The following is a 12,184-nucleotide window of genomic DNA, read 5'->3' as shown; positions in this document are numbered from 1 at the left end:
GACATAAACATAAACAAAATGTTTAATTGCGTTGTTGTTACAGGAGCTATTTATGAAAGCAATTGATAAAGCAATTACTAAAGCAGGAACTGCTACGCGCTTAGCCCAACTGCTAACCGTAAGCGCCATGACTGTTAGTCATTGGCGAAATCGATATCAGGGCGTCGTCCCGGCAGATCGAGTTTTGCAAATTTATGGGGTTACCGGCGTAACTCCGCACGAGTTGCGCCCAGATCTCTACCCAAACCCAACAGACGGTTTACCCAAACAGGAGCCTTAACAAAATGCAGACTGTTTCATTCCAACAGAGTAACAGAGCTTCCTCTAATTCACTGATATTCCAGTGTCATCAAAGCGAATCGGCAGTGAAGGATATCGATCATCGCGATATCTGCTCAGCGGTACGAGCTTGGGCGGCGGCAGAAGGGCGCGTAGCTGTAGCACTTCAAATCCAAGAAGCGGCGGAAGAACTTCAACTTGATGGCGTGGATTTCTCAGGCCAGGCCGATGTCTGGAACGTGAAGCTGTTCCGCTGGCTCGACAACAAAGAAGACTCCGCATCGTACCGAAAGAACATCGAACAGCTGGTGCCCGCGATCATGTCCGTATTACCGCTTCGATACCGCGACCGTGTCGTTAAGAACGACTCGTTTGCCTACCGGATGGCCCGGCTGGAAAAAGAGGTGAGTGAGGCGAAGCAAGCTTTGATGCTCGATGCACCGAAAAAGGAAAAGCTGAAGGAGTTAGGAGAGGGGATTTTCGAAATGTTCAGGATCGATCCGGACCTTACGGCGCCACTGCTGGCGATGGTCACAACCATGCTGGGGGCAATGTGAAGACTTCAGAAAAGGCGAAAGCCGGTCTGCGCTAACAGAACCGACTTTCAGGTGCAAAAACGGAGTGTAATTGCGGAGCTAAGTATGTCAAACACAGCTGAAATTATCAATTTCCCCCACAGAACCGAACAACCGGGAGGTCGTATGGCCGACCTGTCGAACGGGTATACCAAGGTCGCTAACGAGATCCAACAGCTCAAACCTCGTCTGAGAATGTCAGGCCGGGAGTGGCAGTGTTTTGAGGCGGTGATCTGGCTTACCTACGGCTGGAACAAGAAACAGGACCGCGTTACGAACACGGTGATCGCCGAGCTTACAGGGTTGAGTGATTCGCATGTTTCTGATGTGCTCAAATCACTTGCAGAACGCAAAATCATCTTCAGTCAAAAGCAGGGCGTAATGAAAACTGTCGGTATAAATACTGACCTTTCTGCCTGGATTTTAGACAAACCGAAAACGGGAAAAGTCTTCCCGAAATCGGGAAAAGTGTTACCGAAAACGGGAAAAACCTTCCCGGAAACGGTAGACACCCAAGACTATAACAAGAACAATAATAAAATATCCTCGTCTCGGAATTCTGACGAATCCCGAAACCAGAAAACTCAAAAGTTTCTCTCACGTCATCCAGAAGCTGCCGCCGGGATATACACCCCGGCAGGTAAATCATGGGGATCAGCTGAAGACCTCAAGGCCGCTCGCTGGATTTACGACAGGCTTCTCACCGTCAACGCATCGCTATCCGAACCCAACTGGGCTGAATGGGCAAATACCATCAGGCTGATGCGTGTCCAGGACAAGCGCACTCACTACGAAATTTGTGATTTGTTCCAGTGGGCCAACCGGGACGAGTTCTGGAAAGACAACATCCTGAGTCCCTCGAGTCTGCGCAAGCAGTGGGATCAGCTCACTACGAAGCGGCTGCGTTCAACCGGAACGGCAAAGCCATCCCGGGGCGGCATCGACCTGCATAACACCGACTGGATTGACGGGGTGCTGGAATGAAAAACCTCGCAGAGAACATTCGCAATTTTGACCGGGAACAGGCTCGCCGCGTGGCGCACAACATGCCTGAGCAGTATACCGAGCGCGAGCAAACGCAGAAGGTGGCGCAGATTATCAACGGGCTGTTCGTACAGCTGGCGGCCGCGTTCCCGGCAAGCCTGGTTAATCGCAGCCAGGAAGACGTGAACGAGATCCGCCGTCAGTGGGTGCTGGCCTTCAAAGAAAACGGGATCACCACCCTGGAACAGGTTGAAGCCGGCATGCGTATGGTGCGGCGCCAGGAGCGTCCATTCCTGCCGTCGCCGGGCCAGTTCATCAAGTGGTGCAGGGAAGGGCGCTGCGTGCTGGGGATCACCACCGCTGACGTCATGGCTGAGTACTGGAAGTGGCGTAAGCTGGTGTTTCGTTACCCGAGTAGCGAGCAGTATCCGTGGCCGAAGCCGGTTTATTATCACATCTGTCTGGAGTTGCGGCGCCGCGGAACCGATGGCCAACTGAGCCACAAAGAGCTTGAGCGTGAAGCTGGCGAGATTATGAATATGTGGGAAAGGCGGGTGCTAGCCGGGAAGCCGATTCCGCCTATTCGTCGGGCGTTGGCTGCGCCAGTTGCTCCGAAAGGGCCGACACCGGCGGAGCTTTTGAAAGCTAAATATCAACGGATGAAAGCAGATGGCAGGGCATAGTGAGGAAATGGTCTGTTATGAGCGAGAAGCGGACTCTACCGTGGATTTTATCAACACTCAGGGTTTGCTTTTAAAAATTGTTATCCAGTTTTACTGCATGAGGTATCCCATAATTGTCCTACCGTTTTACTCATTTTTTGTCTCTTTTATCTATGACATCAATGGTTAAGATTACAACGTCTGAGCAGACGTACTAATTTAAATTCTGTCATTCAGTCGTAGCGATTCTGTGAGGCATCTTTTTATTTTAAACAACTCAAAAAGGTGGAAATAACGATGAAGCGTCCAAACTGGTTTCAAGTTTCCGATAAAGGTGGCAAGGCTATAGCAGCGCTCCATCATTACGCCACTACTGGTACAGGTTTACCTGCCGAGCTGATCCATTTAATTTTTTTAAGAGTTTCCCAGATCAATGGTTGTGCACACTGCATAGATATACATACTCGCGATCTTATCAAGAGTGGCATGTCCGTCGAAAAGATTGTATTGGTGCCTGTCTGGCGAGAAGCTACCTATTTATTCTCGGATATAGAGCAAGCTGCCCTCTCATGGGCGGAAGAAGTTACCCGTGTTAGTGAAACACATGCTTCCGATGAAGCATATTCCGCAGCGCTTTCTGTATTCGGTGAAAAAGATTTGGTTGAACTTACCATTGTTATTGCCACCATGAATGCCATTAATCGTATGGGTATTAGTTTTCGAATGAAGCCGCTTGCTAAAGCTTGACAGATGTAAATAGCTCCCATAAGGGACTCTGGAGCTATATTAAAGTCTGCTTCTGGCACACAAATGACATCCCAGCCTGTGCATGACCGTAAAAACTACCTTCACTTGATAAGCCGCTTCGGGTTATGACGAGGCGCTTGTGTGACATGCTGGAAAACCAATTTAGGCGTTTACTGAAAGCCTGGTTGTCCTCAAGTGAAACGACCCTTAGAAATTTCTATGGCGAAATAATCACATAAGTCTTCTCCACGTGTGTTATAAGCGAGTTTGAAATCGCCACCACTGGCGGTTAAGAGGCATCTCATGAAACTACGTATCACAAGAGCAATCGGCCTCAGCAAGTTCTCGCCACGTTGGGTTAAGGTTATCTGTTTACGGTTGACTAAAAACGATATTGAGCGCTCCCTCAACGCTCTTCTGGCCACAATCGATGAATCTGAACTTACCCCTGAGCAAGTCAAAGCATTAAGGGAATGCATTGACAGAATTAACATCGCAAGGGGGAAGGGTATGCAGGCGTGAGCACGTTTGATAAAAGGTAAGCCAGCACTGTATATGCGCGGCACGTTTGCTGCGCAAGTATCGCTGACCGTTCGATACCAGCTGAGCTTTTAGAGCCAAATTTAATTGGATCAATGCTGGTGGGAGGGGATAGAGATGAACTGGTTCCTGTGAGCGAAAATGAGGCCAACAATCTAAGCCTGCTCGGTTTACCGCATCTTACTGAGTACTGAAGCATTGCCTTTGCACCCGCCGGGCCCGCTGACTTTTCCCTATGTATTAGTTCACCCGCTTCCAGCTTGACACCCACCGAGTATGACTGCGTTAATCCTATGAAAAAGTAATAAGTCTACAAGTTCTTTTTAACATTCGCTGAATTCATTAGATTCTGGCCAGAAGATCTTCAAATATCCATTTTTATCATATTTTGAAAAAAGATTGCCCTGGAAGCAAAATATCCCAGCGGATTCGAGCCACATCCATTCTTCTGTCTGCTCGACTCCTGTAGCACAGATTCTTATTTCCATAAGTTCACAGCAGCGGATTAAGCTTAGGAGTATAGCCTGCTTGGAACCTTCTTTATGTATATTGTGTATCAGTTGCGGGTGTATTTTGAGCTTCTCAGGCTGGAATTTCGAAAGAAACAATAAACCTGCATTACCCATACCAAAGTCATTAATAGCAACGCTTAATCCGCAACTTTTGAGTATCTGCACTGAATGCGCGAACTCATCAATTTCAGGGATTATTTCGCTCTCTGAAAACTCAACTATAACTTGTTCTGGGTATAAGTTACTTTCTCTGATATAATCGAGCAATATTTCAATCGCATCAGGCACCCTCAGTAAGGTTAAAGGCAGGAGTGTTATTGATACTCGTTGTGAGGAGTTAATGAACTTCCCTGCGATTTTTAACAAATCTTTCTTCGATTCCAAATCAAAAAATAAATTATTAGCTTTTATATCGTCTTTGTCTGATTTTGCACTCAAGACAAAAGAATGAATCTGGCTAGCGAGAGGATCTATAACTGCATGCATGTCTTGGATTATAGCGGGATCGACCGATGATACATCTATTTGCTCGGATGAAAAAAACCAACTGAATCTATCAGGAAGTACATAATAGCTATCTGTCTCAGCCGAATCTATAAATGTACGGAAAAACCTTAAAGCTCTGTCGTTGTAAAGCAATTTATGTTGGGTTGTTCCATGTTGAAGAACCCTGTCCAGACACTCGTCTTTACTGAATAGTCTTATATCAATTAATTCCATGCCGGAGCGACCAAATCGTCGATAGGGGGCATAATCGGATAAGAGTTCTACAATGTTAAAGTGAAGTGTATCCCGACAAATCTTTTTATAGATTTGCATAACAGCTACTTCATCACCTTCAAGAAGCTGTAAGAAATGAATCCCATTGAAAAGTAAAACACCAGTTACTCCCGCACGTTCATTTCGAGAATTGGCTTCACTGACCATGTCAATAATGGATTGAATTGGTGCATCAGCTCGCAGGTGGCTTCGGTAGATGAGAGTAGTAAGCATAGTTGCACACTTTTAAGGATTTTCTTCTAAAGTAGCATGAGAAAGGACAGTTAGTGCTATTTTACTGAAAAAATTTACAAAAAAGAGTTCTGTGACCTTAAAATTGTCTATGAAGAGTAAAATGCTTCACAAAAAAACCATTCTATAAACGTGGTTAAAGCCCGCGAGATATGTTTGGCTCTGCAACATCAAATCGCCTGGTTTGCACACGTGACAAAGTAAAAATTAATTCTAAGATTGTGGTAGTAAAAATGATTACATGGAGTTTCTAATGGTTTTTATTGCGGCTTTAACTTTATCTTTTCTTCTGTGCGTAGCGGGCCTTATCTTCATTTTGCTGGAGTTAGTTAGCATAGGCTGCAACCCTGAACGACATTGAACAATACGTGCAAGAAATCCAGCAAATCATTGATTGAAAGGCTCTTGACCTCAAGTTAACTTGAGCTTTTAAGATGGCGATTCTGGAGATAGTCAAAGGATTAGCCTAATGAAAGAGATTGATGTCGGTTTTACGCACGTTGCGTTTGTTGTTAGAGATTTGGATAAAAGTATTGATTTTTACGGCCGTTATGCTGGCATGGAAGTCGTACACAGGCGAGAGCCTGACCTTCCGGAGGCACGTAAAGTCGCGTGGTTAAGTGACCTAACTCGCCCTTTTGCGCTTGTCCTTGTCCAGGTTGATGCTGTGACTGACACCCCTTTAGGTAATTTTGGTCACTTGGGAGTAGCTTGTTCAAGCATTGAAGAAATCGACAATAAAGTAGCGATGGCCAGAATGGAAGGCATCTTGCGAAAAGAACCGGCTCAGGCAGGCGAACCGGTAGGTTATTATGTCTTCTTCGCTGATCCTGATGGCAACACACTCGAACTTTCTTATGGTCAGAAAGTCGGGATCGAGGCTTTCCGTCAAGATGATAGAGTGCCTGCATCTCAGTAAATTTCGATAACCGGTTGGATTACATTACGCTTTGGTAATGTTTCATGTCGTTTTAGAGCTTGCTGACTAATTTTTTCTTAGTAACAGCAAGCTCCATAATAGCCTTTGCAAATTTTCATCTTATTAATTTCATTTCAAAATCAAAATTTAGTAGCGAAACTGCACAAAATTCTGGTGAAAGCTATTCAACATAACTGTTGATTGTTGACGACCAAATCTGAGTTCCCTCCCATAGCGTCCTTAATACAGATACCTGCAAGCCTGCAAGAGCTCCATAGTGCTAACACTCTTTAATCGTTGCAAAATCCGTGAGATACGTTTATAAGTATACTGTATATGCATACAGTGGTTTGTCACGGAGGGAAATAATGAAAATCGAGTTAACCATTGATCGCATGAAGAAACTTCCTGATGGAGCTATACCTGCGCTCGAGTCAGAACTGCTCAAAAGGCTCAGCACACAGTTCGACAATTGCCAGCTTACAATTAAGCGTGCCAGTAATGACGGTTTGACTGTTTTCGGTGGCGACAAGAAAGAGGTCGAACATATCGTGCAGGAGACTTGGGAAAGCGCGGACGAGTGGTTTTATTAATCGCGTGAATTTCACTGGAGCAGTTTCAAAGAGTATCGCTGTTTGCGTTCCCCTGGCTGTTCCCGATTACTGTTTACCGCGTCAATAAGTCGCTCTGGGGGAAATAGTGTGTAGTGCAGATGCCTTTAATGCAGATGATCAATGGTACGACGTGGTCAGAAGGGCCGATAAAGCAGTTATCTATAGCTTCCCGGCGGAAGGGAGATATCTGGTTTATCGAGTAAATGGAATAGTTTCATTACGACCGTTACTCGAAGAGGAAGAAATCTTCACTTTCAATGGGTTTATGCAATTTGCAAAACGACTGGGGTACCGAGTTACACCACCGTCTGATATTATTCTTTCATAGGCCTGAACAACCTATACCTGATGCGCCACGGAGATAACCATGGCGCTAGAATTACAACTTATAAAACACCACTCAGGAATACTGATCCCGGCTACGCCCGAGACCAGCGATATCCTGCAATCTAAAACCCGGCTCGGCGATGTTCTTGTTGCCGAGTTCAGGCGGGTACGAAACCCGGCATTCCACCGGCGCTTTTTTGCGCTTCTCAATCTCGGTTTTGAATACTGGGAACCAACCGGCGGGGCTATTTCTAGCAACGAGCGGAAGCTGATTACCGGCTACGCCAAGTTCCTGGCTTCATATGGCGGGAACGAGGGGGCTCTGATCGATGCTGCCGAACAGTACCTGGAACAGGTTGCTTATCGGCGTGTCACGAATGGCATTAGCCTGTGCAAATCCTTCGATGCTTACCGCTCATGGGTGATCGTTGAGGCAGGGCACTTTGATGCCATTCAGCTACCTGACGGAACACTCAAAAAGCATCCACGTAGCATCTCATTCGCCAACATGGACGAGCTCGAGTTCCAGCAGCTCTATAAAGCTGCGCTCGATGTTCTCTGGCGCTGGGTCCTGTCGCGTTCATTCCGTAGTCGTGATGAGGCAGAAAATGTCGCCGCGCAGCTACTTGACTTTGCGGGGTGATGGAATGAAGAAGACCTGGTTCCACCACACCGATTGCAGCACCGAACAGGCCGACGAACTGGTTAAGCGTTACAAAGCGCGCGGCGTTCGGGTTGAGCGCAGCCTTAACCCGGATTACGTGACCTGGACTGTCAGTGCATTCCTTCCGACCTCAAATAAACCAGCGCGCCCGGACAGCCGCTGGCGAAACCGGATGTGGGGGTGAGCGTGAAGACATATCAAATCACTTTGCCCTGGCCGCCGAGCAACAACCGGTATTACCGGCACAACCGCGGGCGTACACACATTAGTGCTGATGGCGTCGCGTATCGCTATGCGGTGGCCAGTGTCATTCGAAGCGCTCGTCTTAATATCCGGACGACCGCACCACTCAAAATCCGAATTGAATGTCACATGCCCGACCGCCGGCGCCGCGATCTGGATAACCTGCAAAAAGCTGCATTCGACGCTTTAACCAAGGCGGGATTCTGGCTGGATGACTGCCAGGTTGTCGACTATCGCGTTGTGAAAATGCCTGTCGTTAAGGGCGGAAAATTAGAACTCACCATTACCGAGCTGGAGACCGCATGAATCTTGAAAATACTCTCAAATATCACTTCGCCAAATCGACAATGATTAGCGACTCTCCCCGGACAACGGCATCAGATGCATTAACCGGAACGGATATCATGGCTGCTATGGGCATGACGCAGGAACGGGCCGCCATGGGTTACAGCGCTTTTCTCGGGAAGATGGGGATCAGCAACAATGACCGGGAGAGGGCGATTGAGTTGCAGGCTCAGTATGCGCTGACTAAGTGCGATCGGGTTGCGGCATTACGGAAGCTTAATGCAGAGATTAAACCACTGGTAATGCATCAGTTGGCCAGCTTCGCTTTCGAAGACTATTCCCGCAGCGCCGCCAGCGTGAAACAGTGTGATTGCTGCTCGGGTCAAGGATTCATTGAGGCTGATGTTTTCACGATGAAATCGCACTACACCATGAAGCTTCCACAGTGGGCAAAAGACCTTAAGCAATCTCCGAGTGATTTCGAGGTTAAGCGCCAGGTGAAAGAAGTCGCTAAGGTACTTTGCTCGACCTGCAAGGGGAAAAAAGTGGTCAGTTGCGCCTGCAAAGACTGCCACGGGCGAGGTAAAGCAGTGAATCAAGACCTCACTGAAAAGCAGGGCGTGCCGGTTATTGCCGACTGTAAGCGCTGCGGCGGACGTGGATATGAGCGTATCCCCTCAACTGAGGCTTACGCTGCGGTGTGCCAGATAACTGATGCAATCAGCCTCGATACCTGGAAGAAGTCTGTTAAGCCATTTTACGATCAGCTAATCACCAAGTTTGACATCGAAGAAGCATGGGCTGATGCGCAGCTTAAGCAGATAACAAAATAGGACGTTATTTTATCGTGAGCTATTTACATTTCCCGAATCTGTGGTAATTTTGCTCTAACGATGGGTTATTGCCTTCGTTTAAAGCCCTGCGGTTAACCCCGTGGGGCTTTTTGCTTAATAGAGATTTAAGAATTTCTAAAACCGCACAAGCCCGCGGTCACCTATAATTTTCCCAATCACGCAGGAGGGAAAATGGAAGAAGGCTTCTACTGGATACAGCACAACGGCAGGATTCAGGTTGCTTACTTTAGCAATGGTGTTACAGAAGACCTTGAGACGGGACTAACTTGTAATGGCATTTGGCACCTGACACAGGGTGACGACATCTGCGACAACGGAGAGGCCGAGGTGATTGAAGGCCCTCTGCCTGTACCATTTAAATGAATATATTCACCTGATTACGTGGCAGATTCTCCATACTGCACATATGCTTCATAAGCATCCTGCGGAATGGATGTTTCTGAAAGCGTTTTTGTGGTGGATCCCCCTAAGCGGAGGGGCGGTTCAGCAGGACATTTCTCCAGAGTGTCCAACCAGCGCGCGGAAATGAATGCTGTGGTCATTTCCACCGGGAGGCACCCGGCACCACTCCCTCAGTTATTGCCAACTAGCTATTTATGCCTGCTTGTCCGAGCAGGCTTTTTTTTGTGAATGGTGAACAGTATTGACCGGGTGAATGAATTAATCGTAATTTATTCACGTGGTGAATCCTTTCTAAGCGAAAGGGCGTTCCAGTCAACTGCTATCTGCAGGTATGCGCGCGTCTTTGCTGACTGGGGTAGAGTCACCGGGAGGCACCCGGCACCATGAAAACAACAACACAAGTTTCAAATTCCTTGAGAGCCTGCCATAAAACGCAGGCCTTTTTTTATGACTTGGAAAACTACTCAGCTTCACTACTGAGTCATTGGTTTCACTCACACCTACCTTACAAATAGTCAACTGATTGGCCTGCTTCAAAAGAGCGGGCTTTTTTTATCTATCCACTCAAATTTTCTGAATGGAGGAGTCAGAGCAAGAGGGGGCTAAATGTCTGAGCATGTGTCTGGTACTAATGTGGTGGCAGGTAGATATTTGATAGCTAGCTCAGTGCACTAAAAAGTGCGGAGAACGACATCAATCTTCTCCGCATTAATAATGCCAGTGCTACCCGCTTGTATCTCTTATATCCCTATGAGGATAAGTTTTTAACTTAACGCAAATGATAACATTTAAAAACTATGTGAATAGTTAATTGTTTTAAAGCTTTAAATAGTTCTTCTTAAGGATTATTTAATTTTTTGCATTCCTCAGAAGAAGGAAGCTCCAGCAGGTTTTAACCCTCACAAGGCTGCCGTTTGGCGGCCTTTTTTATTTCTTGCAATAGCACCCGCACAAAGCGAGGTGAGAGACCATGAAAATGAATGATTCAGGGAACATCTTCACGCAGTTTTTCGCGTGGGTAGCAGCTCTGGCGTCAGCAATTGGATTTACCACTCAGGATCTGGTGTTCATGTTCTTTGGCGCTGCTGGTCTGCTTATCTCGCTTGCCTCCTACATTAACGGGCGAGTGGATGCAAACCGTAGGCGTAGAGAGGATGAGATTCGAACAAAAATGGTCAATGACTACCTGAAAGGCGTTGGTGATAAACCCCTTCACGAGCGTCCTGCTGCTGCAAGCGTGGTCGTTGAGGCATTACAAAAGGAAGGTGAGTGATGGGATCCAGAGCAAAGCTGAGTACTGCAGTTCTGGGGCTGGTATTGGCTGGTGCTCCTGCATCCGTAATTCTCGATCAGTTTCTGAATGAAAAAGAGGGTAACAGCCTCACGGCCTACAAAGATGGTGGTGGTATTTGGACTATTTGCCGCGGCGCAACGATGGTTGATCGTAAACCGGTTGTGCAGGGCATGAAATTGACACAGGCCAAATGCAATCTGGTGAATGCTATCGAACGCAATAAGGCTCTGGCATGGGTTGACCGCAATATTTCGGTACCGCTTACCGAACCGCAGAAAGCTGGAATCGCATCTTTCTGTCCGTACAACATCGGGCCGGGTAAGTGCTTCCCGTCAACGTTCTATAAGCGCATCAATGCCGGTGACCGCCCCGGGGCATGCGAGGCAATTCGCTGGTGGATTAGAGACGCTGGCCGCGACTGCCGCCTGACTAAAGGCCAGAAGAACGGCTGCTACGGTCAGGTAGAACGGCGAGACCAGGAAAGTGCTTTGGCGTGCTGGGGGATAGACCAGTGAACTTTAATCTTTTACCAATCGCGGTTGTGGTTATTGCTGGTCTCTCAGTCGCACTCGTTAAAAGTTGCTCAGATGCCAACGGCCTGCAGAGTGATAATGAGGTTCTTCGCAGTGACAATGCTCTTCAGGAGCAGATAATCGCCACCCAAGCATTCAACTTCAATCGGTTCAATAAGGTGGCGGAACAAACCAACAGGCTGAATTCCCTAATCGACACCAGCACAGAAGAAACCGTAATCGAATACCGGGAGATTCTCCGCCGTGAAAAAACCTGTGATCTGCTTATTCCTGCTGACATTGCTGGTGGGTTGCTCGAATACGCGCACCGTTTACGTGCCAGCGCCTTGCGTACCGATACCAACAGACCTGACGCAGCCGATGATAGTACCGCTGCCGCCGGCTCAATAACATACTGCCAGGCCGTGCTCTGGATTAAGCCGCTGCTGGCAGTGATTGAGAAGGGCAACAATAAACTGGCTGGTATAAGGCAGATAGAGCTGGAAAGGAAAAACTAGGGATGGCTCATCCTTGAGCACACGGGTATTTCTGAACGACGGCTTTACCTGACATAGCAAAGCACTATTAAATTGTAGAAAAGACTCGATATTTAACAAGCGAAGCGCAGCAATGTAAAAAAATGCCCTCACATGGAGGGCTACCAGAGTCTCAGTTTCACTTGCTCTTTTTATGGATGTTTCCCTGGAGTTGGCAAACTCCTCATCAGAGTCTTGAATAGTCTGGCAAGCAGTCCGTAATC

General features: G+C 47.3%; 17 protein-coding genes. 16 read left to right on the top strand and 1 reads right to left on the bottom strand.

Going from position 1 to position 12,184, the window contains the following annotated elements; all coding sequences use genetic code 11:
• Positions 1-52 precede the first annotated feature (52 nt).
• The 6 genes from ACEPLT_RS12285 to ACEPLT_RS12260 all read left to right on the top strand — a co-directional run bounded on the left by ACEPLT_RS12285 (position 53) and on the right by ACEPLT_RS12260 (position 3,769).
• A complete protein-coding gene (locus tag ACEPLT_RS12285) occupies positions 53-280 on the top strand; it encodes a transcriptional regulator (RefSeq protein ID WP_022651300.1) in 228 nt (75 codons plus the stop codon).
• Between the two features lie 4 nt (positions 281-284).
• Positions 285-836 carry a toxin YdaT family protein gene (locus tag ACEPLT_RS12280; RefSeq protein WP_045903090.1) on the top strand — a complete coding sequence of 184 codons (552 nt, stop codon included), beginning with the start codon at positions 285-287 and terminating at the stop codon, positions 834-836.
• An 84-nt stretch (positions 837-920) separates the two neighbouring features.
• Positions 921-1,838, top strand: a complete 918-nt coding sequence (locus ACEPLT_RS12275) for a replication protein (RefSeq protein ID WP_181368153.1) — start codon at positions 921-923, stop codon at positions 1,836-1,838.
• Positions 1,835-2,521 carry a replication protein P gene (locus ACEPLT_RS12270; protein ID WP_447088255.1) on the top strand — a complete coding sequence of 229 codons (687 nt, stop codon included), beginning with the start codon at positions 1,835-1,837 and terminating at the stop codon, positions 2,519-2,521. Before ACEPLT_RS12275 ends, ACEPLT_RS12270 begins: the two co-directional genes overlap by 4 nt.
• Before the next feature lie 276 nt (positions 2,522-2,797).
• The gene (locus tag ACEPLT_RS12265; RefSeq protein WP_014832179.1) at positions 2,798-3,247 is read left to right on the top strand and encodes a carboxymuconolactone decarboxylase family protein; all 450 of its coding nucleotides are present in this window, start codon (positions 2,798-2,800) and stop codon (positions 3,245-3,247) included.
• 303 nt (positions 3,248-3,550) lie between these two features.
• Positions 3,551-3,769, top strand: a complete 219-nt coding sequence (locus ACEPLT_RS12260) for a hypothetical protein (protein WP_014832178.1) — start codon at positions 3,551-3,553, stop codon at positions 3,767-3,769.
• Positions 3,770-4,110: 341 nt separating this feature from the next.
• Here the strand turns inward: ACEPLT_RS12260 and ACEPLT_RS12255 are convergent, their stop codons facing one another.
• Complete coding sequence (locus ACEPLT_RS12255) at positions 4,111-5,292, bottom strand: diguanylate phosphodiesterase (protein WP_248212280.1); 1,182 nt, start codon at positions 5,290-5,292, stop codon at positions 4,111-4,113.
• Between the two features lie 487 nt (positions 5,293-5,779).
• On the opposite strand from ACEPLT_RS12255, the gene ACEPLT_RS12250 reads away from it, so the two are divergent.
• The 10 genes from ACEPLT_RS12250 (at position 5,780) to ACEPLT_RS12205 (ending at position 11,942) form a co-directional block, all read left to right on the top strand.
• The gene (locus ACEPLT_RS12250) at positions 5,780-6,229 is read left to right on the top strand and encodes a VOC family protein (protein WP_248212278.1); all 450 of its coding nucleotides are present in this window, start codon (positions 5,780-5,782) and stop codon (positions 6,227-6,229) included.
• 368 nt (positions 6,230-6,597) lie between these two features.
• On the top strand, positions 6,598-6,822 hold the full coding sequence (locus ACEPLT_RS12245) for a DinI family protein (RefSeq protein ID WP_248212276.1): 225 nt from the start codon (positions 6,598-6,600) through the stop codon (positions 6,820-6,822).
• Between the two features lie 388 nt (positions 6,823-7,210).
• Positions 7,211-7,813, top strand: a complete 603-nt coding sequence (locus ACEPLT_RS12240; protein ID WP_248212274.1) for a DUF1367 family protein — start codon at positions 7,211-7,213, stop codon at positions 7,811-7,813.
• Positions 7,814-7,817: 4 nt separating this feature from the next.
• Positions 7,818-8,018 (top strand): hypothetical protein, encoded by a 201-nt coding sequence (locus ACEPLT_RS12235; RefSeq protein WP_248212272.1) that lies wholly within the window; start codon positions 7,818-7,820, stop codon positions 8,016-8,018.
• A 2-nt stretch (positions 8,019-8,020) separates the two neighbouring features.
• Positions 8,021-8,383 (top strand): crossover junction endodeoxyribonuclease RusA, encoded by a 363-nt coding sequence (rusA, locus tag ACEPLT_RS12230; protein WP_045336422.1) that lies wholly within the window; start codon positions 8,021-8,023, stop codon positions 8,381-8,383.
• Entirely contained in the window at positions 8,380-9,195 is an 816-nt protein-coding gene (locus ACEPLT_RS12225) for an antitermination protein (protein ID WP_248248860.1), read from the top strand. The genes rusA and ACEPLT_RS12225 overlap by 4 nt, the downstream gene beginning before the upstream one ends.
• Before the next feature lie 192 nt (positions 9,196-9,387).
• Complete coding sequence (locus tag ACEPLT_RS12220) at positions 9,388-9,579, top strand: hypothetical protein (RefSeq protein WP_126328676.1); 192 nt, start codon at positions 9,388-9,390, stop codon at positions 9,577-9,579.
• A 1,009-nt stretch (positions 9,580-10,588) separates the two neighbouring features.
• The gene (locus ACEPLT_RS12215; RefSeq protein ID WP_048223534.1) at positions 10,589-10,891 is read left to right on the top strand and encodes a hypothetical protein; all 303 of its coding nucleotides are present in this window, start codon (positions 10,589-10,591) and stop codon (positions 10,889-10,891) included.
• Positions 10,891-11,427, top strand: a complete 537-nt coding sequence (locus tag ACEPLT_RS12210; protein ID WP_248248859.1) for a lysozyme — start codon at positions 10,891-10,893, stop codon at positions 11,425-11,427. The genes ACEPLT_RS12215 and ACEPLT_RS12210 overlap by 1 nt, the downstream gene beginning before the upstream one ends.
• Complete coding sequence (locus ACEPLT_RS12205) at positions 11,424-11,942, top strand: hypothetical protein (RefSeq protein ID WP_202771293.1); 519 nt, start codon at positions 11,424-11,426, stop codon at positions 11,940-11,942. The genes ACEPLT_RS12210 and ACEPLT_RS12205 overlap by 4 nt, the downstream gene beginning before the upstream one ends.
• The last annotated feature ends 242 nt before the right edge of the window (positions 11,943-12,184 follow it).

This window comes from Enterobacter sp. fkY84-1 (genome assembly GCF_052974705.1).
The sequence above is the reverse complement of the archived record's forward strand: the minus strand, read 5'-3'. Positions and strand labels throughout refer to the sequence as shown.

Coding starts and splice junctions, on each gene's coding strand:
- ACEPLT_RS12285 (WP_022651300.1), top strand. CDS start 53: ATGAAAGCAATTGATAAAGCAATTACTAAAGCAGGAACTGCTACGCGC.
- ACEPLT_RS12280 (WP_045903090.1), top strand. CDS start 285: ATGCAGACTGTTTCATTCCAACAGAGTAACAGAGCTTCCTCTAATTCA.
- ACEPLT_RS12275 (WP_181368153.1), top strand. CDS start 921: ATGTCAAACACAGCTGAAATTATCAATTTCCCCCACAGAACCGAACAA.
- ACEPLT_RS12270 (WP_447088255.1), top strand. CDS start 1,835: ATGAAAAACCTCGCAGAGAACATTCGCAATTTTGACCGGGAACAGGCT.
- ACEPLT_RS12265 (WP_014832179.1), top strand. CDS start 2,798: ATGAAGCGTCCAAACTGGTTTCAAGTTTCCGATAAAGGTGGCAAGGCT.
- ACEPLT_RS12260 (WP_014832178.1), top strand. CDS start 3,551: ATGAAACTACGTATCACAAGAGCAATCGGCCTCAGCAAGTTCTCGCCA.
- ACEPLT_RS12255 (WP_248212280.1), bottom strand. CDS start 5,292: ATGCTTACTACTCTCATCTACCGAAGCCACCTGCGAGCTGATGCACCA.
- ACEPLT_RS12250 (WP_248212278.1), top strand. CDS start 5,780: ATGAAAGAGATTGATGTCGGTTTTACGCACGTTGCGTTTGTTGTTAGA.
- ACEPLT_RS12245 (WP_248212276.1), top strand. CDS start 6,598: ATGAAAATCGAGTTAACCATTGATCGCATGAAGAAACTTCCTGATGGA.
- ACEPLT_RS12240 (WP_248212274.1), top strand. CDS start 7,211: ATGGCGCTAGAATTACAACTTATAAAACACCACTCAGGAATACTGATC.
- ACEPLT_RS12235 (WP_248212272.1), top strand. CDS start 7,818: ATGAAGAAGACCTGGTTCCACCACACCGATTGCAGCACCGAACAGGCC.
- ACEPLT_RS12225 (WP_248248860.1), top strand. CDS start 8,380: ATGAATCTTGAAAATACTCTCAAATATCACTTCGCCAAATCGACAATG.
- ACEPLT_RS12220 (WP_126328676.1), top strand. CDS start 9,388: ATGGAAGAAGGCTTCTACTGGATACAGCACAACGGCAGGATTCAGGTT.
- ACEPLT_RS12215 (WP_048223534.1), top strand. CDS start 10,589: ATGAAAATGAATGATTCAGGGAACATCTTCACGCAGTTTTTCGCGTGG.
- ACEPLT_RS12210 (WP_248248859.1), top strand. CDS start 10,891: ATGGGATCCAGAGCAAAGCTGAGTACTGCAGTTCTGGGGCTGGTATTG.